We start from the raw sequence: 23203 nt of genomic DNA, 5'->3' as shown, positions 1-23203 counted from the left end.
CCGATGTCTACGACGTCCCCCGTCCCGCGCTCCGGCCGACCGGCGCGGCCCGTGCGCCCCGTGGGCCGGCTGCGGCTCGTCACCGTCATCCTGCGCGCCGGCCTCCGCAGCCAACTGGCCAACCGCGCGGACTTCGCCATGGCCATCGCCAACGGCGTCACCTACCAGGTGACGGTGCTCCTGTTCGCCACGGTCATCTTCGGCCGGTTCCCCTCCCTGGCGGGCTGGGGAGTGGGCGAGGTCCTGCTCATCAGCAGCATCCGCATGCTGGGCCACGGCCTGTACATGCTCTTCTTCGGCAACCTCGGTCTGATCCCCCATCTCCTGCGGGACGGACGCTTCGACGCCTTCCGCACCCGCCCCGCCCCCGTGCTGCTCCAGGTCTTCACGTACGAGGCTCCGGTGAACGCCATCGGCGACCTCGTCGTCGCGTGCGCGTCGCTCAGCGTATGCCTGTCCCTGCTGGACGTCGAGTGGACCGTGGGCATGGTGGCGTTCCTGCTGGCGGCCGTCGCCGGGGCCCTGGTGATCGAGCTGGGCCTGAACCTGCACATAGCGGCCCTGGTCCTGCGCTTCCGGGGCAGCGAGTCGCTGTTCTTCTGGCTGGACAGCGTGTCGGGCACCTTCGGCAACTACCCGCTGGGCCTGTTCCCCTGGGTACTGCAGGGGGCCTTCACCTTCGCCGTCCCCATCGCCTTCGCGGGCTTCTACCCCGCGGCATGGCTGACGGGCCACACCGACGGGGTGCCCTTCTCCGCGGCCCTGGTGTTCGCCTTCCCCGCCGTGGCGGCCGCCCTGCTGTGGTCAGGGCTCGCGTGGTGGCGGCGGGGTCTTGTCTTCTACGCGCGCAACAACTGAGGGGCCCGGGGGCGGCGATCCGGCGCCGCCCCCGAGCCCTGACGGTCACGTCGTCATGCGGCCCGCCTCCACTGCTGGTTGGTGCCGCCGGTACACGTCCAGGTGCCGATCCTGGCGGAGTTCGCCGTGGATTCGTCGGCGACGTCCAGGCACTTGCCGCTGCCCCGGGAGGCCAGGGTGACGTGCCCGTCGGCGGCCGGGGCCACGCGCCATTCCTGTGCGACGGCCCCCGTGGCGCAGGCCCGCTGCTCCACCGCGCCCGCGGAGGTCTCCGTCAGACAGAGGGAGCTGTGCCGGGCCATGAGCCGCACATGGCCGCCGCCCGCGTCCTTGAACCAGAACTTCTGGTTGCCGCCGCCGTTGCAGGTGTACTGGGCGAGGGCCGCGCCCTCCAGGACCGACTGGCTCACGACATCCGCGCACTTCGAGCTGTGCCGGGCGGTGAGCGTCTCGTATGGACCGCCACGCCCTGTGACCGTCCCCGCGGCCGTGTCGATCTCCAGCTCAGGCGACCAGTCCATGGTCATGGAGGTGGCGCTGGGGAAGGCGAGCGGCAGCCACACGTACCGGGAGTCGTTGACCTTCTGCCCGAAGGAGTTGCCCCACCGGTCGCCCAGGTACAGGTACGAGGTGGCCCGCTCGCCCTGCACCGGCAGGACGTACGCCGTCTGCGAGCCGTACGCCGTCGCGTCGCCGACGTTCCGCATCGCGCTCCACGGGCCGGACGGCGAGGTGGCGGTGGCGTACTGCTGCTGATTCGGGTTCCAGCCGGTGGCGCCCGAGGTGAGCATGAAGTAGACGTCGCCGCGCTTGAAGAGCGCGGGCGCCTCGCGGTGGCCGCCCGGCCAGGGATTGGCGACGAGCTCGGCGACCTGCGTGTAGTCGGCGGTGAGACGGTAGATGTGCAGGTCGTAGTTGTCGCGCGCGGCCGAGATCATGTAGCCGGTGCCGTCGGTGTCCGTGAAGAGGGTGATGTCGCGGGACATGTGCGCGCCGAGCGGCCGGAAGGAGCCGCGCCAGGTGTAGTCGCCGTCGACGGTCGACGAGGTGGCGACGGCGGCGCGGGCCTCGTTGTAGTTGACGCCGTTCTCCTTGTGCATCCACATCACGAACTGCTTGGTGCGCTCGTTGTAGATCACCTTGGGGCGCTCGATGTTGGCCGTGGCGAGCTCGGGATCGCTGGCCTCGGTCAGGACGTGGTTGCGGAACTCCCAGTTCTTGAGGTCCTTCGAGCGGTACGCGGACACGTACCGGAAGGTGTTGTCGGCGTTGCGGTTCTCACCGAACCAGTAGTAGTACGCGCCGACCTTCAGGACGCCACCGCCGTGCGCGTGCACGGGGTTGCCCGAGGTGTCGGGGAACTGGGTGCCGTTGGTGACGGTCACGGCGGCCCTGGGCCCCCGGGGCTCACCCGGCGGGGCACCCGACCCCGCGTCCGGTGCGGCGCTCGCGGGCACGGCGGAGAGCAGGGTCGCGGCGAGCGCGAGGCAGGCGGCGTACAGGAACGTCCGCAGCGTTCCCACCGTTCTCGTCGTTCCCACCGTTCTCACCGTTCTCGTCGTTCTCGTCGTTCTCGTCGTTCTCGTCGTTCTCGTCGTTCTCATCGGGCGTCACCTCCCCGTCCCGGCTTCACCGGCTCGATCGATTCCAGGGTCGGGACGACCGGCTTGATCGTGCCGTCGGGCGCGAACTGCAGGCGGTCCAGGGTGGTTTCGCGGTGGTTGCCGTCGCCGCCGGGCCGTCCCGGACCGTTCAGGGCGAAGCGGTGGTAGGCGATGTACCAGTCGTCGGTGCCCGCGGCGCGCACCACCGAGTGGTGGCCGGTGCCCTTGATGCCGTACTCGGGCCGCTTCTCGAGGATGGTCCCGCGCTTGGTCCAGGGGCCGAGCGGGCTCGGTCCGGTGGCGTAGGCGACGTGGTAGTTCTCGCTGCGGGTGTCGTCCTCGGACCACATGAAGTAGTACGTGCCCTTGCGCTTGACCACGAAGGAGCCCTCGCGGAAGTTGTCCGGGGTGATGTCCTTCACCTTCGCCGGGTCGAAGGACACCATGTCGTCGTTCAGCGGCACCACGTACCCGCGCCCGTTGCCCCAGTACAGATACGCCTGCCCGTCGTCGTCCGTGAACACGGCGGGGTCGATCATCTGGCCCGTGAACTGCCCCTTGGCGACGAGGGGTTTGCCGAGCGCGTCCTTGAAGGGGCCCGCGGGCGAGTCGGCGACCGCGACGCCGATCTGCTGGTCGGCGCAGAAGTACAGGTAGTACTTGCCGTCGCGCTCGACCGCTCCGGGCGCCCAGGCGCGGCTGTCCGCCCAGCTCACGTCGGGCCCGAGGTCGAGCGCGGTGCCGTGGTTCTTCCAGTGCACCAGGTCCTTGGACGAGTACGCGGCGAAGCGGGTGCCGCTCCAGTCGCGGAAGCCGTCCGTCGTCGGATAGATCCAGTAGCGGTCACCGAAGCGCTGGATGTCCGGGTCGGCGGTCAGGCCCCGAAGGAGCGGACTGCGCGTCCGGGCGGCCTCGACCGTCCAGGTGCGTCTGGCGCCGTCGGCGGCCTTGACCTCGTACGTACGCGGCTTCCGGAAGTCGCGGCGGGTGCCGGACGCGGGACTGATCGTGGCGCCCGGGGCGAGCGCGAAGCGCGGGGCGACCGCGCGCAGGTCGGCGTCCGGCTCCAGGGGCAGGACGACCTTGGACGAGGCCTCGGTGACGGTCGCGAAGGCCTTCTGCCGCTGCGCCGTCGCGTCCGTGACGGAGGTGCCGGACGGCGCGTACTCGGCGAGGAGCCGGTCGTACTCGGCCTGGGTCACGGGCAGCACGGTGCCGTGCCGGGGGCTGGCCGGAAGCTGGTAGTTCTCCGAGGGCTTCCACTGGCCGGAGGAAAGGCCGGTGGTCTCGAAGGGGATGTAGCCGCGGCCGCCGAACTCGTCGACGAACAGGTACCACTTGTTCTCGGTGTTGGACTTGAAGACCGTGGGCCCTTCGCCGCGGTCGATCGCGCCCTTGCCGATGCAGTCCTTCACGAAGTCGTACGACGTGTCGGTGAGCGTGTCCGACTTCTCGGCGGTGATGAACTTCGAGCACGGCGTGCCCGACGACGGGTCGCGCTCGTCCTTGGTGAAGCGGTGGTAGTGCGTGCCGTCCTTGATGACAGTGGAGTCGATGACCGAGTAGCCGGGGTCGTTCCACACCTTGGGCTTGCTGAAGGTGCGGAAGTCCTTCGTGGTCGCGTACAGCATCTTGTTGTACGTGTTGCCGGTGTGGCCCGGGTCGTTCTCGGCGTACACCTTGGAGGCCCAGAAGACGACGTACGCGTCGAGCTTGTCGTCCCAATAGGCTTCGGGCGCCCAGGCGTTGCCCGCGGTGTCCGGGGCGACCTTCACCAGTCGGCGGTCGGTCCAGTGCACGAGGTCGGTGGACGCCCAGACCATGATGGACTTGCTGCCGGTGCGCTGCACCTGGTCCCAGCTGCCGCTGCTGTTCTTGTACATGCGCAGATCGGTGGCGATCATGTAGAACTTGTCGCCCTTCGGGGAGCGGATCACGAAGGGGTCGCGCAGTCCCTTCTCGCCGATGTCCGAGGTGAGCACGGGCTTGCCGCCGTTCAGCTCCCGCCAGTGCAGCGGGTCGTTGCCGCGGCTGAGCGCGTACCGGATCTGCTCGCCGTCGGCGGTGCCCTCGCCCGTGAAGTAGGCGAAGAGGTAGCCGGCGTACGGCGCCTTCTGGCGCGGTCTGTCCTCGGCGTGGGCGGAGCCCTGCGGAACGGCGACGGCGCTCAGGGCCAGGGCGCAGAGCGCGGCCAGGAGCGCGTACAGGGTTCTTCCGGGTCGTCGACGCATGACCACGTCCTGTCGGGTTGCGGTGGACTCTGATGGTTTCTGTTCGGCCTACTGCCGGAGGAATGGGACCAGTTGGCCGCAGCCGCGTCAATCCATGCGGACGGAACTCGTTGAGTTCTGTCGGAAGCGTTGACGTGTGCGCCCGGTGACTTTACGGTCTGTTCGACGTGACGAGCGATGTTCGATATCTCGGACAGAATGAGAGCGTCCTGCACCCAAAGGGAGGCGTCGTGACGGCAACCTTCCGGCTGCACGAGGTCGCATCGAGAGCCGGTACGGGCTCCGAGCCGCGCGCGGGCGCGGCTCCGCCCGACCGGTCAGGCCGACTCCCTGCGCACCAGCTCCGTCGGCAGGATCACCGCCGCCGGGTCGTCCCCGCCGATGCGGGCGAGGAGGACGCGGACCATCTCGGCGCTGATGCGGTCCCAGGGCTGGCGGATGGTGGTGAGGAGGGGGCTCGCGGCGGTCGCGGCCGGCGAGTCGTCGAAGCCGCCGACCGCGATGTCGTCCGGGACGCGCCGCCCCGCGCGCCGCAGGGCGGCCAGGGCGCCCTGGGCCATCAGGTCGGAGGCGACGAACAGGGCGTCCAGGTCGGGGACTTGGGCGAGCAGGCGCTCGGTGGCCGCCTCGCCGCCCGCCCGGCTGTAGTCGCCGGGGACGACGAGCCGCTCGTCCGCCTCGACGCCCGCCTCGGCGAGGACCTCGCGGTAGCCCGCGAGCCGCTCGACGCCGCCGGGGGTGTCGAGGGGTCCGGCCACCGTGCCGATGCGGCGGCGCCCGAGAGACATCAGGTGGCGCACCATGTCGCGGGCGCCGTCCCGGTCGTCCGCGGCGACGTAACTCACCTTCGTGCCCTGCCCGATGGGCTTGCCGCAGGCCACGAGCGGCACCCCCGCCTCGTGCAGCTCGGCCGCCACCGGGTCGCCGGAGTGGCTGGACACGAGCAGGACCCCGTCCACGTGGCCCGCGCCGATGTACCGCGTGATGCGCCGCCGTTCGTCCGGCGTACCGGCGATCATCAGGAGCAGCGGGATGTCGTGCGCCGCGAGGGCCTGGGTGCAGCCGCGCAGCAGGACGTTGAAGTTGGGGTCCTCGAAGAACCGCTCCTGCGGCTCGGTGAGCAGGAAGCCCACCGAGTCGGAGCGGCCGGTGATCAGGGAGCGGGCGTGCCGGTTGACCACGTACCCGGTCTTGCGGATGGCGGCGTCGACCGCCCGCTGCGCGGCGGGGCTCACGTAGTGGCCGCCGTTCAGGACCCGCGAGACCGTGCCCCGGGACACGCCCGCTTCCCGGGCGACGTCGTGAATTGTCGGCGGCCTGCGCCTGCCCCCCGTATCGCTCATGGTCACGACTTTACGGCTCCCGACAGCAGATCCAGGCTCCAGAACCGCTGGATGACCAGGAAGAGGGCGATCAGCGGGAGCACCGCGAGGAGGGCACCGGTGATGACGAGGGTGTAGAGGGCGGGGGTGTTGGCGCCCTGTTCGAGGAGGGTGAACAGGCCGAGGGTGATGGGGAACTTCTCGTCGTCGCTGAGCATGATGTACGGCAGCAGGAAGTTGTTCCACACCGCGACGAACTGGAACAGGAACACGGTGACCAGGCCGGGGACCATCATCGGCAGGGCGATGCGGGTGAAGATCCGCCACTCCCCCGCGCCGTCCGTCCGGCCCGCCTCTACCACGTCGCCGGGCACGGCCGCGGCGGCGTAGATCCGCGCCAGGTACACGCCGTACGGGGAGAGGATCAGCGGGAGCAGCACGGACATGTAGGAGTCCGTCAGGTCGGCCTTCGCCAGGAGCAGGTACTGGGGGACGGCGAGGATGACCGGGGGCATGAGGACGCCCGCCATGAGGATGTTGAAGACCGTCTCGCGGCCGCGGAAGCGGTAGAGGGCGAGCGCGTAGCCGCTGATCGCGGAGACGGCCGTGGAGAGCAGGGCGCCGACTCCCGCGTAGAAGGCGGAGTTGGCCATCCACTGCCAGTAGACGCCGTCGCGGTAGGCGTTCAGGTCGCGGACGTTGTCGGCGAAGCCGCTGCCGGGCCAGAACGTGAACGTGGAGAACAGCTCGCGGCCCGACTTGGTGGAGGCGACGACCACCCACAGGACGGGCAGCAGGCAGTAGAGGGCGCCGACGAGCAGCGCCGCGGTGGGGAGCAGGGCGATGCGGCGGCGCGGGGGCGGGCCCTGGGCGGTGCCGGGCGTGGTGCCCACGGCCGGCACCGACTTGCGGACGGCGAGAGAACTCATCGTGCTTCCTCCTGCTTGGTACGGGAGTTGGCGACGCGCAGGAACCCGAAGGACAGCACGAGCGTCGCCACGGCGATGAGCACGGCGGTGGCGGCGGCCGCGTGGATGTCACCCTTGACGAAGGCATCCTGATAGACCTTCATCAGCGGACTCCACGTGGTGGACAGGGAGTTGGTGAGCGGTTTGAGGGTGGTCGGCTCGCTGAACACCTGGAGCGTCGCGATGATCGAGAAGAAGAAGGTGAGCACCAGCGAGGGCGCCACCATCGGGATCTTGATGCGCAGCGCGATCTGGAGCTGGGAGCAGCCGTCGAGCCTGGCGGCCTCGTACACCTCGGCGGGGATGGACCGCAGCGAGGTGTAGATGACGATCATGTTGAAGCCGGTGCCGCCCCACACCGCGATGTTGGACAGGGCCAGGTACAGCGGCCCGCCGTCGAGCAGGTCGGGCTGGGGCAGGCCCAGCTTGTCGAGGACGAAGTAGAAGGGGCTGACGTCCGGCAGGTAGAGGAAGCCCCACAGGAGCGCGGAGATGACGCCGGGCACGGCGTACGGCAGGAAGATCGCGAGCCGGGTGAAGGGCGCGAGCCGTACCCGGTCGGTGTCGAGGAGCAGCGCGAAGAACAGGGCGAGGCCGAGCATCACGGGGATGACGAGGGCGCCGTAGGCGAGCACGCGCAGGGAGCCGTCGAGGAGTTCGGGGTCCTGGAACGCGTCGGTGTAGTTGCCGAGGCCCGCCCAGACTTCGGAGCGGGCGCCCTTGCCGAGGCCGAGGCCCTTGACCTCGACCTTGTGCAGGCTGAGCCACATCGCGTACCCGATGGGCAGCGCGAAGAAGAGCGCGAACAGGACGCCGGCGGGGGCGAGGAAGGCGTAGGGGGCGCCCTTCACCCGGCGCGGGGTGCTGCCGCGTGTCACCCGGCGCGGGGCGCTGCCGCGTGCGGGCCCCCGGCCGACGGCGGTGCCCTCGCCGGCCGCGGCGACGCCCTCACCGGCTGCGGATCTCTTGCTCACGGCGCGACCTCGAAGCCCTGCTTCTTCATGTCGGCGACGGTGGCGTCCTGCACGGTCGCGAGGGCGGCGCCGAAGTCCGACTTGTTCTTGGCGGCCTTGCCGAAGGCGTCCTTGAAGGAGGCGTAGGCGACGTTCACGTTGGGGCCCCAGGCGCCGGGCGCGGTGGTCTTCGTGATCTCGGCGGCCCTGGCGTAGAAATCGGGCTGGTCGGCGAAGTACGCCGGGGGCTTGCTGAAGGCGCCGCTGGTCTGGGCGGCGGTGGCGGCGGGGTAGATGCCGCCGTTCCTGGCGAGGGCGGCGAGCGCCTTGGCGTCGGTGTTCAGCCAGGCCGCGAACGTTGCGGCGGCGTCCTTGTGGTCGCTGTCGGTGGTGACGGCGGTGGACGAGCCGCCCCAACTGCCGGTGACGGGCTTGCCCGTGGACCACTGCGGCAGCGGGGCCATGGCCCACTTGCCCTCGGTTTCGGGGGCGGCGGTGGTGAGGGTGCCGGGCGCCCAGACGGCGCTGACCCACGCTATCTGCTTGCCCGTGTTGAGCGCCTTGTTCCAGGCGGGGGTGTACATGGGCTGGTTGTCGATGGCGCCCTCCTTGACGAGGCCGCCCCAGAAGTCGGCGACCTTGCGCGTGGCGGGGTCGTCGATGCCGACCTTCCACCGGTCGCCCGCGGTGGTCCACCACTTGGCGCCCGCCTGCTGGGCGAGGCCGGCGAAGAGCCCCGAGTCGTTGGCGGAGAACGTGGTGAGGTCCTTGCCGGGCGCCTTCTTCTTCAGCGCACGGGCGGTCTCGGCGAACTCGTCCCAGGTGGCGGGGACCTTCAGGCCGTACTTCTTGAACAGGTCGGCGCGGTAGTAGAACATCATCGGCCCCGAGTCCTGGGGGACCGCGTAGAGGGAGTCCGTGCCGAGCGTCGCCTGCTGCCACACGCCGGGCGCGAACTTGCCCTCGATGGTGCCCACCTTGTGCTTGATGTCCGCGAGCGCGTCGTTGCTGACCAGGGTCGGCAGCGCCTGGTACTCGGCCTGCACGAGGTCGGGTGCCTTGTGGGCCTTGTGGGCGGTGAGGATCTTGGTGACGAGGGTGTCGCCGGACGCCTGCTTCTTGACCGTGACCTTGATCCGCTCCTTCTTGCCCGGGCCCTCGTTCCACAGGTCGACGACCTTGTCCATGCCGGGCGTCCAGGTCCAGTACGTCAGGGACACCGGGCCCGCCGCGCCCTCGTCGTCGGACGAACCGCAGGCCGCGAGGGTGGCGGCGCCGAGGGTGAGGGCGGCGGAGGCGGCCATGAGGCGCCGGTGCTGGGGCTTGGGCTTGGTGAACGGCATGGTTGTGTCTCCCGGTCGAGCGGCCGCCGCCTGCTGCGGATGGCCTGCCATGCATCTGTGAGCGTTCACAGTAGAGAAACGTCCTGGACACTTGTCAATGGTCGTTACTGTGCGGTTGTGTTGGGCATACGCCACCAGCAATGTGTGTGCACGTTCCCAATTGATCGAATTCACCGGGAGAGATCCATGCCGGAGACCGCCCCCCACGGCCGCACGGGCCCGACCGGCCTCACGAGGCTCGCCTTCGGCGGTGACTACAACCCCGAGCAATGGCCGGAATCCGTCTGGCACGAGGACGTGGCGCTGATGCGGGAGGCGGGCGTCACGATGGTGAGCGTCGGGATCTTCTCCTGGGCGCTGCTCGAACCCGAGCCGGGCACCCACGACTTCGGCTGGCTGGACCGCGTCGTCGACCTGCTGCACGAGGCCGACATCCGCGTCGACCTCGGCACCCCGACGGTCGCGCCGCCCGCCTGGTTCTACCGCTCCCACCCCGACGCCCTGCCCGTCACGGCCGACGGCACCCGCCTGGCCTTCGGCTCCCGGGGCGCGATCTGCCACAGCAACGCGGCCTACCGCGAGGCGGCCGCCCGCATCACCGAGCAGCTCGCCCGCCGCTACGGCGACCATCCGGCGCTCGCGCTGTGGCACGTCCACAACGAGTACGGCGTCCCCGTCGCCGCCTGCTACTGCGAGAGCTGCGCCGCGCACTTCCGCCGCTGGCTCCGGGCGACGTACGACAGCGTCGACGCGCTCAACGAGGCCTGGGGGACGGCCTTCTGGGGCCAGCGCTACGGCTCGTTCGACGAGGTCGACCCGCCCCGCACCACGCCGACCGTCGGCAACCCCGCGCAGGCCCTGGACTACCGCCGCTTCGCCGACGCCACCCTGCGCGAGAACTTCGTGCGCGAGCGCGACATCCTGCACCGCCTCGCGCCCGGTATCCCGGTGACCACCAACTTCATGACGGCGCTCAGCCAGTGCGACACCCTCGACTACTGGGCCTGGGGCCGCGAGGTCGACCTCGTCACCAACGACCACTACCTGATCACCGACGGCCGCCGCACCCACGTGAACCTCGCGATGGCCGCCGACCTGACCCGCTCGGTGGCCTCCGGCGCCCCCTGGCTGCTGCTCGAACACTCCACGTCCGGCGTCAGCTGGCAGCCGCGCAACCCCGCGAAGGCCCCCGGCGAGATGGCCCGCAACTCCCTCGCGCACGTGGCCCGCGGCTCCGACGGCGCGATGTTCTTCCAGTGGCGCCAGTCACGGCGCGGCGCCGAGAAGTTCCATTCGGCGATGCTGCCGCAGGCGGGCACCGACTCGCGGGTGTGGCGCGAGGTCACCGAGCTCGGCTCGGCCCTGGGCGCCCTGGAGCCCGTGCGCGGCACCCGCACGGTCGCGGACGTGGCCGTGCTGTGGGACTGGCACTCCTGGTGGGCGCAGTCCCTGGAGTGGCGGCCGAGCCAGGACCACGACGCCCGCGAGCGCGCCGACGCCTTCTACGAGGCGCTGTACGACCGCCACCTGACCGTCGACTTCGCCCGCCCCGAGGCCGATCTGACGGCGTATCCGCTGGTGGTCGTGCCCGCCCTGTACCTGATGACCGAGGCGGCCGGGCAGAATCTGCGCCGGTACGTCGAGGGCGGCGGCACGCTCCTGGTCTCGTACTTCTCCGGCATCGTCGACGCGCACGACGCCGTGCACCCCGGCCCCTACCCGGGCCCGCTGCGCGAGGTGCTCGGGCTGACCGTCGAGGAGTTCTCGCCGCTGCTCGCGGGCAGCACCGTGCGGATCACCGGGCCCGACGGCGCCGCGCTCACCGGCGACGTGTGGAGCGAGTTCGTCGTGCCGCGCGGTGCCGAGACCGTGTGGACGTACGCAGAAGGTCCCGACGGCGGGCTCGTCGCGGGCCGGCCCGCCGTCACCCGCAACCAGCTCGGCGACGGCACGGCCTGGTACGTCTCGACCCGCCTCGACGCCCCGCAACTCGATGTGCTCCTCGCCGCCGCGTGCGCGGACGCCGGGATCGAGCCGCGCCCCGAACTCCCCCGCGACGTCGAGGTGGTGCGCCGCGCCGGGGCCGCCGGGGACCACGTGTTCGTGATCAACCACACGGCCGCCGAGGCGAAGGTGCCGCTGGACGGGCACGGCACCGAACTGCTCACCGGCGAGCGCGTCGCGGGCCGGCTCGCCGTGCCCCCGGGATCCGTGCGGGTCGTCCACCTCGACGCCTGAAAGCCACCGTCCCCCACCACGCAAGGGCCGACCGAGGCACCACGACAACCAAGGCACAACGAAGGGACAACGACGACGATGTTCCCCCCGAGCCGCACCACCCCACACCACCGCAGCCGGACCCCCCTCAGGTTTCTGCTGCTCCCCCTGTTCGCGGGCCTCGCCCTCGGCACCCTGCCGGGCCAGGCACCCGCCGCCCACGCCGCCGCCACGCTCACCAACGGCGGCTTCGAGGCGGACGGCACCGGCACCGCGACGCCGTCCGGCTGGAAGACGTACTCCGCCGCCGGGCAGGACAACGCGTCCTTCACCGAGGCGGGCGGCCACAGCGGCGGCCACCGCCTCACGCACTACGCGAGCTCCGCGTACAAGGTGGAGACCTACCAGCACCTGTCCGGCCTCACCGACGGCACCTACACGCTGACCGCCTGGATCCGCTCCGGCGGCGGCCAGAACGCGGCGTACCTGGCGCTGCGGAACTGCGGCAGCGCCGAGCAGCGCACCGACCTGCCCGTGTCCACCAGTTCCTGGGTGCGGGTCGTCACCTCGGTCAAGGTGACGGGCGGGCAGTGCACCGTCAGCGTCAACTCCGATGCCAAGGCGGGCCATTGGCTCAACGTCGACGACGTGACGTTCACGCCGGGCTCGACCGGCCTGCCCGTCAAGGGCGCCGACGTCTCCTCGCTGCCCAAGAGCGAGGCGCTCGGCGGCACCTACCGCACCGCGTCCGGCACCACCGGCGACGCCCTCGCCATCCTCAAGTCGTCCGGCATGAACTACGCCCGCGTCAAGGTGTGGGTGAACCCCAAGGACAGCTACAACAACAAGGCCCGCGTCCTGGCGATGGCCAAGCGCGTCAAAGCGCAGGGCATGAAGCTCCTGGTCGACTTCCACTACACGGACACCTGGGCCGACCCCGGCGCCCAGACCAAGCCCACCGCCTGGGGCGGGCACTCGTACACACAGCTCAAGAAGGATGTCTACGACCACACGTACGACGTCCTCAACGCGCTGAAGGCGCAGGGCACCACCGCCGACATGGTGCAGGTCGGCAACGAGATCAACGCCGGGATGCTGTGGCCCGACGGCTCCACCGACAACTGGTCGCAGCTCGCCGGGCTGCTCAACTCCGGCCATGACGCGGCCAAGGCGGTCTCCTCGTCCACCGAGGTCGCGCTGCACCTGGCCAAGGGCGGGGACAACGCGGGCACGCGCTGGTGGTTCGACAGCGCGGTGTCCCGCGGGGTGCGCTTCGACGTGATCGGGCTCTCGTTCTACGGCTACTGGCACGGCACGCTCGCCGAGCTCCAGACCAACCTGGACGACGCGGCCAAGCAGTACGGCAAGCCGGTGTTCGTGGCCGAGACCGCCTACCCGTTCCGGCTCGGCAGCGAGGACGCGCACACCGACATCATCGACACGAACAGCGAGCTGATTCCCGGCTACCCGGCGTCGGCGGCCGGGCAGACGGCCTGGCTGCGGGACATCCAGAACGTCGTCGAGGCCGTGCCCGGCGGCCGGGGCCTCGGCGTCTTCTACTGGGAGGCGCCCTGGACGGCGGTGCCCGGCAACGGCTGGGACCCCACGGACCCGAAGTCCGGCAACGCCTGGGAGAACCAGGCCCTGTTCGGCTACGACGACAGGGCGCTGCCCGCGATGGACGCCTTCCGGCGCCGCTGACACGTGGGGGCGGCACGGCCGGAGAGCGCTCCGGCCGTGCCGCCCGTCGTCACTACGACATCAGGACCTGGTCGTCGCCACGACATCAGGACCTGGTCGTCACCACGACATCAGGGCCTATTCGTAGCTGATGTCCGAGGCCGTGAACTTGCAGTGCTTGCCGTCCGGGCCGTTGCCGGTCTCGACCGGCTCGTCACCGGAGCTGTTGCCGGTGAAGCGGGCGCAGGTCTTGATCTTCTTGTTGCCGTCACCGTGGATGCGCACCTTGCGCAGCGTGGCCGTGTCGCCGTAGTTCGTATTGATGCCGGCGATCGAGTTGCCCGGAGCGGTGACGTCGACGTCGTCCACGACGATGTCCCGCTTGTACTGCTTCGAGCAGTTGCCGCAGGAGCGGACGAGCTTGCCGAAGTCGGCGACCTGGAACTTGGTGATGGTGAGCCTGCCCGCGCCGTTGAACTGGAAGACCTTGTCGTCGGCCTTGCGGGCGCCGCCGCCGGTGACGGTGTACGTCGCGCCGGACGACTTGCCCTTGAAGCTGGCGGCGTCCTCGCCGACGTCCTCCCACCACACGTTCTGCAGCGTGCAACTGCCCGTGCAGTGCACGCCGTCGGCGGCCGGGGAGCCGAGGACGACGTTCTTCAGGACCGCGCCGTCCTGGAGCTTGATGAGCGGGTCCTGGCCCTCGCCCTGACCGCCGTCGCCGAGGTCACCGGTGCCGTAGTACCGCTTGAGCTCGCCGTCGTGCGTCTGCCCGGCCTTGACCTCGATGGTCTTGGACACCGGCTGCTGCCCCGAGGGCTTGGGCCAGGACGGGGCGGCCTCCGCCTCGGACTGCATCGAGTTCGTGATGACGAGGGCGCCGGTGAGGCCGAGCGCGGCCACGCCGCCGATGACGGCTCTGCGCCGGGTGACGGTGCGGCGGTGGCGTATGCGCTGGTTCGCTCGTTGAGTCATGTCCCGATTCCTTCAGTGGGGATCCTTGCGTCTCCTGGTCGCCACTGATCGGGACGGGGTTGCCGCCGAGATCACTTCGTTTCGCCGCGGCGGCGCGCATCACTTCGCCGGGGTCTTCAGGTCACCTCGCCGCGGGCTTCAGGTCACCTCGCCGCCGGCTTGAAGTCGCCCTTCCATTCGCCCTGTTCGCCCTCGGTGCCCGCTTCGATCGCGTACGTGTCGTCGTGCGCGTCGCGCTGCCCCGCCGGGTGGTTGTACTGCCCGGCGAACACATGCTTCCCGGCCGGTACGGTCCGGCCGGCGCGCAGCGTCCAGCGGTAGACGAGGAAGCCGTCCCGCTCGCGCACGGAGACGTCGAAGTCCTCGACGGGCAGCGAGCGCCAGTTGCCGGTGTCGGCGACCTCGCCGGAGCGGGCGACGCGCAGCTCGACGGTGAGGGCGGTGAGCGGCTTCCGCGCCTCGACCGTGATGTCGCTCTGCGACCAGTACGGATTGGAGCCCGGGTCGATCCTGCCGTCCGTGCGGACGAGGCCGCTGCCGGGCGCGGTGCGCGGCGGCTTCGCGGACGCGGGGGGCTTCGAGGACGCGGGCGGCTTGGGCGGCCGGGTCGTGGACGCGGGCGGGGAGCCGCTCGCGGGGCGCCGGGGCGGGCGCTTGGTGCGGTCGGGCTCCGCGGGCGGCGGCGCGGGCACGCTCGCGGCCGGCGGTGTGCTGGGCGTCGTCGCCACGGTGCGCGCGTCCGGGTCGTCGCCGCGCACCGCGGTCGCCACGCCGTAGCCGCCGGCGGCGAAGACTCCGGCGACGGCGGCGGTCGTCCCGGCCACGCGCAGCCAGGACGCGCCCTCCTCGCGGCCGCGGCGGGCCCGCGGCGCCCGTGGCGCGCGGGTGTCCCGGGCGCCGGCCATGCCGCGTTCGACGCGCGCGAGCATCCGTTCCCGGTCGGGCCGGTGCGCGTGCGCCGCGCCCCGCAACCGCCTGCGCAGGGTCGCGTCCCGTGCCGCGCGGTCCCCGGTCTCGCGGTCCGTGGTCTCACCGTCCGTCACGTCGTCGGTCTCGCCGTCCGTCACGTCGTCGTCCGTCATCGGGCCCCCACAGGCGTCAGCCGCTTCATCACGTCCCCGTCTCCGTCACGCGGTCCCCCCAGGGGCCTGAACGGCGGCGACGTGCATCCGTTCCGGCGTGGCGTGCGGGCCGAGCTGCCGCTGCAGCTCGGCCATGCCCTTCGAGGTCTGGCTCTTCACCGTACCCACCGATATCCCGAGGGCGTTCGCCGTGTCCTTCTCGGACAGGTCGAAGGCGTGCCTGAGCACGACGCAGGCGCGCTTGCGGAACGGCAGCCTGCGCAGGGCCTCCTGGACGTCGATCACGGCGGGTATGTCCGGGTCCTGCGTCTCGTCGGCGCGGTTCGACCAGAACAGCGTGATGCGGCGGCGTTCGCGCACCGAGCTGCGGATGTGGCTGCGCGCCATGTTGGCGACGACTCCGCGCGCGTACGCGGCGGGGTGTTCGGCGGCGCGCACGCGGTCCCAGCGGTGCCAGAGCGCGAGCAGCGCGTCGGCGGCCAGGTCGTCGGCGCCGTCGTACTCGCCGGTCAGCAGGTGGGCGAGGCGGGACAGCTCGGCGTAGTGCCGCTCGAAGAAGGCGTGGAACTCGGTGGCCGCGTCACCGGCGGCCGTGTGCGGGGGCACCGTCACCCACCTCCCCCTGTCGTCCCGTCTGCGGCGGCCACACCCGGCAGCAGCACCTCGCGGCGTCCGGCCGCACGAGGGCCGCCGTCCACCGTCCTTACGTGGAAGGGCCGTTCGCTGCCCTCGGCCACCACCCGCACCCCGTCGCCGTCGCGTACCGCGCGGAAGGTGGCCGCGGCGCGCCCGTCGGGTCCCGGCACCGTGGTCACGGCGCCGTCCGTGTCCGCGGTGACGAGCAGCGTGAGGCCGTCGAGCCAGTCGCCGTCGGGTCGCTGCTCGTCGGCGCCCAGGGGAAGCAGCGCGCCGGGGCGTACGTACAGCGGCAGGCTGTCGAAGCCGTGCCGCTCGCGCCGCCAGCCGGGCCCGGTGACCTTATCGCCGGTCAGCAGGTGCGTCCAGGTGCCTTCGGGGAGATAGAACTCGACGTCCCCGTCCTCGGTGAACACCGGCGCGACCAGCAGGTCCGGGCCGAGCATGTACTGCCGGTCCAGGGTGCGGCAGGCCGGGTCGTCGGGGAACTCCAGGAGCATGGGGCGCATCACGGGCACGCCCGTGCGGTGGGCCTCGACGGCCGCGCCGTACAGATAGGGCATCAGGCGGTGCTTGAGCCGGGTGAACTTCCGGGCCACGTCCACCGCTTCGGTGCCGAAGGCCCAGGGCACGCGGTACGACACGTTGCCGTGCAGCCGGCTGTGCGAGGACAGCAGGCCGAAGGCGAGCCAGCGTTTGAAGACCGCCGGGTCCGGGGTGCCCTCGAAGCCGCCGATGTCGTGGCTCCAGAACCCGAAGCCGCTCAGGGACAGCGAGAGGCCGCCGCGCAGCGACTCGGCCATGGCCTCCAGGGAGGCGAAGCAGTCGCCGCCCCAGTGCACCGGGAACTGCTGGCCTCCCGCGGTCGCCGAGCGGGCGAAGACCACGGCCTGCCCGCTGCCGCGCTCCTGTTCCAGGAGGTCGAAGACGGTGCGGTTGTACAGGTGCGTGTAGTAGTTGTGCATGCGCTCGGGGTCCGAGCCGTCGTGCCAGACGACGTCGGTGGGCACGCGTTCTCCGAAGTCGGTCTTGAAGCAGTCGACGCCCTGGGCGAGCAGCGCGCGCAGCTTGTCGGCGTACCAGGCGCGGGCCTCGGGGTGGGTGAAGTCCACCAGGGCCATGCCGGGCTGCCACAGGTCCCACTGCCAGATGTCGCCGTTCGGGCGCTTGACGAGGTAGCCGTTGGCGGCGGCCTCGGCGAAGGCCGGGGACTTCTGGGCGATGTACGGGTTGATCCAGGCGCTGACCTTCAGGCCGCGCTCGGCGAGCCTGCGGAGCATGCCTTCCGGGTCGGGGAAGACCTCCGGGTCCCAGCGGAAGTCCGTCCACTGGTACTCGCGCATCCAGAAGCAGTCGAAGTGGAAGACGCTGAGCGGGATGTCGTGCTCGGCCATGCCGTCGACGAAGGCCGTGACGGTCTCCTCGTCGTAGGGCGTGCAGAACGACGTGGTCAGCCACAGGCCGAAGGTCCAGGCGGGCGGCAGGGCGGGTCTGCCGGTCAGCGCGGTGTAGCGGCGGAGCACGTCCTTCGGCGTCGGCCCGGCGACGACGTAGAACTCCAGGGACTGGTCCTCGACGCTGAACTGGACCTGCCCGACGGACTCCGAGCCGATCTCGTACGAGACCTTCCCGGGGTGGTCGACGAAGACGCCGTAGCCGCGCGAGGAGAGGTGGAAGGGGATGTTCTTGTACGCCTGCTCGCTGCTGGTGCCGCCGTCGGCCTGCCACATGTCGACGCTCTGGCCGTTCCGCACGTACGGGGTGAAGCGCTCGCCGAGGCCGTAGACATGCTCGCCGACGCCGAGGGCGAGCTGGCCGATCATGTGGTGGGTGCCGTCGGGCAGCACGGCGAAGCCGGTGCCCCGGCGGCCGGCTGAGGTCAGCGCGCGGCCGTCGGCGTCGAGGAACTCCAGGCACCACGGCTCGGCGGCGTCCAGGCGCAGGGTGAGCGGCCCGCTGCTGAGCTCGGTGACGGTGCCCTCCTGGCGGACCTTGGCCGCGACGGACTCGGTGCCGAGCAGGTCGAAGTGGGGGCCGCGTTCGCGGCGGCCCGCGTGGTGGGTGACGCTTACGCCGATGACGCCTTCGGCCGGTGAGAAGCAGTCGACGGTGAGGAGCGGCGTGTTGAGGGTGTCGCCCCGGCCGCGCACGCGCTGGACGGCCGCGTAGGCCGTGAAGCTGTCTTCGCCCGCGTCCAGGTCGCGCACCTCGGTCGCGTACGCGGCCCGCACGCCGTCGCGCATCAGCCAGAAGCCGTCGGTGAACTTCATCGCGTCGGGGTCCTCTGTGTCGGGATGGACGACGCCGGACCGGTCTCGTGGAAGGTGAGCCGGGCGAGGCGGGCGGGCCCGCGCACCTGGACGCGCAGGTCGCGCACTCCGGTGACGGGGAAGGGGGCGGTGCGCGTGGTGTAGTCGTACGCGTCGCCGCCGGGCGGAAAGGTGAGGGTCGCGGTCGTGTGGCCCGCCGTGACGTGGACGCTGCCGCCGAGAGCCGCCTCGACGGTCACGGAAGCGGTGCTCGAACCGCTCGCGGCACCGGAGGCAGCGCCGGTCACGCCGACTTTCCCGGCGCCTGTCGCGGCGCCGAAGTCGCAGTCGCGGAAGAGCAGTTCGCCCTCGGTGCCGCCGACGGCCGTGACCGCGTCCCCACGCGTCTTCGTCAGGTCGACGATCTCGGTGCCGCGCTGCTCGTCGTACGCGGCCGCCGCGAGGCCCGTACCCTGAACGGGCCTCGCGGCGGGCGGTACACCGTCGATCTCGACGGCGCCGGTGAGGCGGATGTCCTCGCTGGAGGCACCCGCCAGGATCTGATAGGTGCCACCCGGCACGGTCCAGCGGTCGCGGGAGACGTCCCACAGACCGAACTCGGCCACCGGACAGCCGAGTTCGACGCGGTGGGACGCCCCGGCGGCCAGGTGCAGGCGCCGGTGGCCGACGAGCTGCCGCCGCGGCCGGGCGACCGGTGAGACGTCCACGGCGCGGACGTACACCTGCGCCACCTCGTCGGCGGCGGCCGGGCCCGTGTTGGTGACGGTGAACGCGACCTTCACCAGGTCCCCTTCGCGCACGGCGGTAAGCGCCTCGTAGGTGAACGTGGAGTAGCCCAGGCCGTGCCCGAAGGGGTAGAGCGGACTGCCGTCGAAGTACAGGTAGGTCTGCCGGGAGCCGATGACGTCGTAGTCGAGCAGGTCCGGCAGGTCGTCGTCGCCGGCGTACCAGGTCTGCGGGAGGCGCCCGGCCGGGGACACGTCACCGGCCAGGACGCGGGCGAGCGCGGTGCCCGCCGCCTGGCCGCCGTGCGCGCTCCACAGCAGGGCGGGCAGTTCGGTGTTCTCCTCGGCGACCGCGTACGGATACGACGACACCAGGGCGAGGGCGGTGCGCGGGTTGACGGCGCGGGCCGCGCGCCACAACCGCCGCTGGTGCGCGGGCAGGGCGAGCGTGCCGCGGTCCTCGGTCTCGCGGCCGTTGATGTGCGGGTCGTTCCCGGCGACGACGATCACCGCGTCGGCGGCGGCCGCCGCGCGCGCCACGGCCTCCTCGCCGCGCTCGACGTACTCGATCTCGAAAGGTTCGCCCCGGTCGGCAACCTTCACGCCGTCGGCGGCGACAGAGACGTACCCACCCGTCCCTCTGTGCTCAAGGAGGCACCCGTCCTCGTGGTCGACCTGTGTGAAGGTCTCCTGGACCACCCAGCCGCCCGGCTGGTCCGCCGACGCGCGCACGAACCGGTCGTCGGCGACCGAGAGATGGCGGCCGTCGGGCGCCCGCAGCGTGCACACGCCGTGGCCCCAGTCGGCCAGCGCGAACTCGGTGGCGTCCGCGACGTCGGCGGCCACGGTCAGCGGCGGCAGGTCGGTGCGGCCCGTGAGCAGCGCCGGGTCGAGGGCTCCCCCGGCGCCGGGCACCACGTCCGCCTCGGGCCCCCGCGCCATGTCGTCCGCGGCGCTCTCGGGCACCCGGAGCCAGCCGGCCGCGCACTTCAGGCGGACGCGGTCGGTGCCCTCGGCGAAGGTGACGTGGCCGGCGCCGAAGCGGGCGCGCAGGCCGTCGAGGGGGGTGACGCGGCGCAGCAGCGTGCCGCTGTACCAGTCCGTCTTGCACACGTCGGCGAGCAGTCCGACCACGGCGATCCGGGTGCCGTCGGCGAGCGGCAGCAGGCCGTCGTTCTTGAGCAGCACGACGGCCTGCTCGGCGGCTTCCTGGGCGAGCGCCCGGTGCTCGGGGGTGTCGAAGCCGTGCGCGGAGGGGTCGTCGTACGGGCCGGGCTCGGGGTCGAACTCGCCGAGCCGGAAGCGGACGGACAGGTGGCGGCGCGCCGCGCGGTCGATGTCGGCCTCGCTCACCAGGTCCTGGACCAGGGCGCGGCGCAGGAACCCGGTGGTGGGGCCGGCGTCCGTGCCGTGGTCGGTGAAGCTGTCCACGCCCGCGACGAGCGCGGCGGCGACGGCTTCTTCGTGCGTGGCGAAGTACCCCTGGGACGCGACGAGGTTGCTGGGCGCGCCCGCGTCGGAGCAGACGAGGAGGTCCTCGTCGGTCCACGTGCGCAAGTGCTCCGCCAGGTAGGGCGACACGTGGTTCGGGCGGCCGTTGACGAGGTTGTAGGCGGGCATCACGCCGGCGACGGCGCCCGCCTCGACAGGGGCGCGGAAGGCGCGCAGGTCGTACTCGTGCAGGACGCGGGGGCGGACCGATGCGGACGAGGTGTCCCTGGCGGTCTCGTTGCTGTGGGCGAGCCAGTGCTTGAGGACGGGCGCGGTGCGCCAGTGCACGGGGTGGTCGCCGCGCAGGCCGCGGGTGTAGGCGGTGGCGAGCGCGGCGGTGAGCTTGGGGTCCTCCGCGTAGCCCTCCTCGTTTCTGCCCCACAGCGGGTGGCGCAGCAGATTCACCGTGGGCGCCCAGATGTTGAGGCCGACGCGGTCGTCGCGGGAGCGCATGGCGCGCGCCTCGGCGCCGACCGCCTCGCCGACGCGGCGCACCAGGTCGTCGTTCCAGGTGGCGCCGAGGCCGACCGCCTGCGGGAAGACGGTGGCGGGGCCCATCCAGGCGACGCCGTGCAGGGCTTCCTGTCCGGTGCGGAAGGGGGCGATGCCGAGCCGCGGGACGCCGGGCGCGTACTGGTGCAGCAGGGAGATCCGTTCGGTGAGCGTGAGCCGGGACAGCAGGTCGTCCACCCGCTTGCCCAGAGGCAGTTCGGGGTCACGGAACGGCGGCTGACGCTCGGTCACGTGGGGCTTCCTTCGGCGAGGCGGCGGGGCGGTGCGCGTGGCGGGTGCGGCGGGTGCGGCAGTTGCGGCCCATGTGACCGGTGCCGCGGGTGCGTCGGATGCGCGAGACGCGTGGGATGCGCGGGATGCGTGGGGCGCTTCGGATGCGGGGAGACCCTCGAACTCGCCCGCATTCGAAGCGCTTCGATGCTCGCCGCACCACAGCACCCGTGTCAAGCGGCCCGCAGCCGGCCTCCCGGACATACCCAAGGTCCAGGCCATCCACCGAACTCACGCGACCCACCGAGGAATTCGGAAACGATGCTTGAACGATGCCTTGTTGCGCCCCGCATCCTCGCCTAACCTCGCTGCGACATCGAAGCGCTTCGAAAGCCGGTCGGCGGTGTCCGCCGCGCGTCCGGGCGCCCCACGAAGGGTTGACGCAATGACGCCGAACTCCCGCTCCTCCACCGGCTCGTTGAGCCGGAGAAGCCTGCTGTCGTCCACCGCGGTGGCCGCGCTCGCGGTCGCGGGCGGGGCGCCGCTGCTCACGGCTTGCGGCGGCAGCGGCGCGAAGAACGAGGGGACCACCACGGGCAAGAAGCTGAAGGACCTGCTGCCCGTGTACGTGGCGTCGGACCTGGTCGAGCCGGACATCCCGGCCAGGAACGGTTCGGCGGCGGGCTTCACGAAGGCGGTGCCCGCGGCCGAGCTGAAGGTGGCGGTGCCGCAACGGCTCGGCAGCGGCCGCGAGTTCTCCGTCATGGCGCCGATCTGGGGGAACACCCCCAAGTCGGGCAACCCCTACTGGACCGCGATGGACAAGGCCGCGGGCGTCCGCGTCCGCTGGCAGAACCAGCAGGGCGACACCTACGGCCAGAAGCTCGGCGCGGTCCTCGCCTCCAGCTCCGTGCCGGACGCCGTGGTCGTCCCCGGCTGGGAACTGAGCGGCAAGATACCGAGCGCCATCGCCCACAAGATGGCCGACCTCGGCCCCTACCTGAGCGGCGACAAGGTCAAGAAGTACCCGAACCTCGCCGCGATCCCCACCGGCGCCTGGCAGCGCTCGGTCTTCGGCGGCAAGCTGCGCGGCCTGCCGATGCCCGCGCCCACGACCCCGAACATCGCGATGCTCTACCGCGCGGACCTTTTCGACAAGGAGAACATCGAACCGCCGAAGAGCACGCGGGAGTTCTTCGACCTGTGCAAGGAGCTCAACGCCCCCAGGAGCAAGGTGTGGGCGTGCGGCGACATGACCTGGGCGGCGTACCGCATCTTCGGGGTGCTGCCCGAGGACAAGCCGACGTACTGGAAGCTCGTCGACGGCAAGCTCGTCAACCGCTGCGAGACCGACGAGTACCTGGAAGCCCTGGAGTGGTCGCGCAAGCTGTACGCGGCGGGCTTCGTGCACCCGGACGCGAAGGCCGAGACGGGCAACCTGGGCGACCTCTGCGCCTCCGGCAAGATCTTCATTTACAACGGCGACCTGTCCGACTGGTACGGCAAGACCGTCGTCCAGCGCGTGGACGACAAGAAGTTCGCGATGGGCGCGTCCGACTACTTCGCCCCCGACGGGGGCGATCCCACGCTGTACGCGCGTCCGCCCGCCGACATCTGGACCTTCGTCAGCGAGAAGGCCGACGAGAAGACGGTCCGGGACATCCTCGCGCTCGCCGACTTCTGTGCGGCGCCGTTCGGTTCGAAGGAGCAGCGCCTGCGCCAGTACGGCGTCGAGGGCGTCCACCACACGTACGAGGACGGCGTCCTCGTCAAGAACGGCAAGGGCAACAACGAGGTCTTCTCGACGTACGAGTACATCGCCTCGGCGGCTCCCTACATCGCCCAGCCCGACCACCCGGACGTCGTCAAGGGCATGGTCGAGTGGCAGCAGCGCCAGGGCACCCACGTCCGCAAGCCGCTCTTCCACGCCCTCCAGGTCCAGGAGCCCACCCGCTACACGGAGCTGAACGCCGAGTTCGAGGACCTGGAGAAGGACATCGTGCGGGGCCGCAAGAAGGTCGGCGACATGCAGCAGGCGGCGTCCGACTGGAAGTCCGGCGGCGGCGACAAGCTGCGCGACTGGTACAAGAAGCTGCTCGACGAGACCGGCAGTTCGGCGTCCTGA

General features: G+C 71.3%; 15 protein-coding genes. 4 read left to right on the top strand and 11 right to left on the bottom strand.

Annotated features, from left to right (window positions below):
- Window positions 1–3 precede the first annotated feature (3 nt).
- Entirely contained in the window at window positions 4–858 is an 855-nt protein-coding gene (locus AC0KTA_RS34085; RefSeq protein ID WP_481052041.1) for an ABC transporter permease, read from the top strand.
- A 53-nt stretch (window positions 859–911) separates the two neighbouring features.
- Here the strand turns inward: AC0KTA_RS34085 and AC0KTA_RS34080 are convergent, their stop codons facing one another.
- The 6 genes from AC0KTA_RS34080 to AC0KTA_RS34055 all read right to left on the bottom strand — a co-directional run bounded on the left by AC0KTA_RS34080 (window position 912) and on the right by AC0KTA_RS34055 (window position 9279).
- Entirely contained in the window at window positions 912–2381 is a 1470-nt protein-coding gene (locus AC0KTA_RS34080) for an RICIN domain-containing protein (protein WP_481056662.1), read from the bottom strand.
- A 77-nt stretch (window positions 2382–2458) separates the two neighbouring features.
- Window positions 2459–4693, bottom strand: coding sequence for a glycoside hydrolase family 43 protein (locus AC0KTA_RS34075; protein WP_481052040.1), 2235 nt, complete (start codon window positions 4691–4693; stop codon window positions 2459–2461).
- 317 nt (window positions 4694–5010) lie between these two features.
- Entirely contained in the window at window positions 5011–6042 is a 1032-nt protein-coding gene (locus tag AC0KTA_RS34070; protein ID WP_481052039.1) for a LacI family DNA-binding transcriptional regulator, read from the bottom strand.
- Window positions 6039–6944 (bottom strand): carbohydrate ABC transporter permease, encoded by a 906-nt coding sequence (locus tag AC0KTA_RS34065; protein WP_481052038.1) that lies wholly within the window; start codon window positions 6942–6944, stop codon window positions 6039–6041. The genes AC0KTA_RS34070 and AC0KTA_RS34065 overlap by 4 nt, the downstream gene beginning before the upstream one ends.
- Complete coding sequence (locus AC0KTA_RS34060; RefSeq protein WP_481056661.1) at window positions 6941–7861, bottom strand: carbohydrate ABC transporter permease; 921 nt, start codon at window positions 7859–7861, stop codon at window positions 6941–6943. Before AC0KTA_RS34060 ends, AC0KTA_RS34065 begins: the two co-directional genes overlap by 4 nt.
- A gap of 92 nt (window positions 7862–7953) precedes the next feature.
- On the bottom strand, window positions 7954–9279 hold the full coding sequence (locus AC0KTA_RS34055; protein WP_481052037.1) for an ABC transporter substrate-binding protein: 1326 nt from the start codon (window positions 9277–9279) through the stop codon (window positions 7954–7956).
- Window positions 9280–9465: 186 nt separating this feature from the next.
- Here AC0KTA_RS34055 and AC0KTA_RS34050 point away from each other — a divergent pair, with 186 nt between their 5' ends.
- Together AC0KTA_RS34050 and AC0KTA_RS34045 are read left to right on the top strand one after the other, a co-directional pair.
- Complete coding sequence (locus AC0KTA_RS34050) at window positions 9466–11517, top strand: beta-galactosidase (RefSeq protein ID WP_481052036.1); 2052 nt, start codon at window positions 9466–9468, stop codon at window positions 11515–11517.
- A 78-nt stretch (window positions 11518–11595) separates the two neighbouring features.
- Entirely contained in the window at window positions 11596–13197 is a 1602-nt protein-coding gene (locus AC0KTA_RS34045) for a glycoside hydrolase family 53 protein (protein ID WP_481052035.1), read from the top strand.
- Between the two features lie 117 nt (window positions 13198–13314).
- On the opposite strand, the gene AC0KTA_RS34040 is transcribed toward AC0KTA_RS34045, so the two are convergent.
- The 5 genes from AC0KTA_RS34040 to AC0KTA_RS34020 all read right to left on the bottom strand — a co-directional run bounded on the left by AC0KTA_RS34040 (window position 13315) and on the right by AC0KTA_RS34020 (window position 21099).
- Window positions 13315–14151 carry a pectate lyase gene (locus tag AC0KTA_RS34040; RefSeq protein WP_481052034.1) on the bottom strand — a complete coding sequence of 279 codons (837 nt, stop codon included), beginning with the start codon at window positions 14149–14151 and terminating at the stop codon, window positions 13315–13317.
- A gap of 143 nt (window positions 14152–14294) precedes the next feature.
- Window positions 14295–15233 carry a hypothetical protein gene (locus AC0KTA_RS34035; protein WP_481052033.1) on the bottom strand — a complete coding sequence of 313 codons (939 nt, stop codon included), beginning with the start codon at window positions 15231–15233 and terminating at the stop codon, window positions 14295–14297.
- Window positions 15234–15278: 45 nt separating this feature from the next.
- Entirely contained in the window at window positions 15279–15839 is a 561-nt protein-coding gene (locus tag AC0KTA_RS34030) for a SigE family RNA polymerase sigma factor (RefSeq protein WP_481052032.1), read from the bottom strand.
- A 2-nt stretch (window positions 15840–15841) separates the two neighbouring features.
- Window positions 15842–18139 carry an alpha-xylosidase gene (gene yicI / locus AC0KTA_RS34025; RefSeq protein WP_481052031.1) on the bottom strand — a complete coding sequence of 766 codons (2298 nt, stop codon included), beginning with the start codon at window positions 18137–18139 and terminating at the stop codon, window positions 15842–15844.
- Window positions 18136–21099, bottom strand: a complete 2964-nt coding sequence (locus AC0KTA_RS34020) for a beta-glucosidase family protein (protein ID WP_481052030.1) — start codon at window positions 21097–21099, stop codon at window positions 18136–18138. The genes yicI and AC0KTA_RS34020 overlap by 4 nt, the downstream gene beginning before the upstream one ends.
- Before the next feature lie 424 nt (window positions 21100–21523).
- Here AC0KTA_RS34020 and AC0KTA_RS34015 point away from each other — a divergent pair, with 424 nt between their 5' ends.
- On the top strand, window positions 21524–23203 hold the full coding sequence (locus AC0KTA_RS34015; RefSeq protein WP_481052029.1) for an extracellular solute-binding protein: 1680 nt from the start codon (window positions 21524–21526) through the stop codon (window positions 23201–23203).

The organism is Streptomyces sp. Y309 (assembly GCF_056712025.1).
This window is presented reverse-complemented; position numbering and strand designations above follow the sequence as displayed.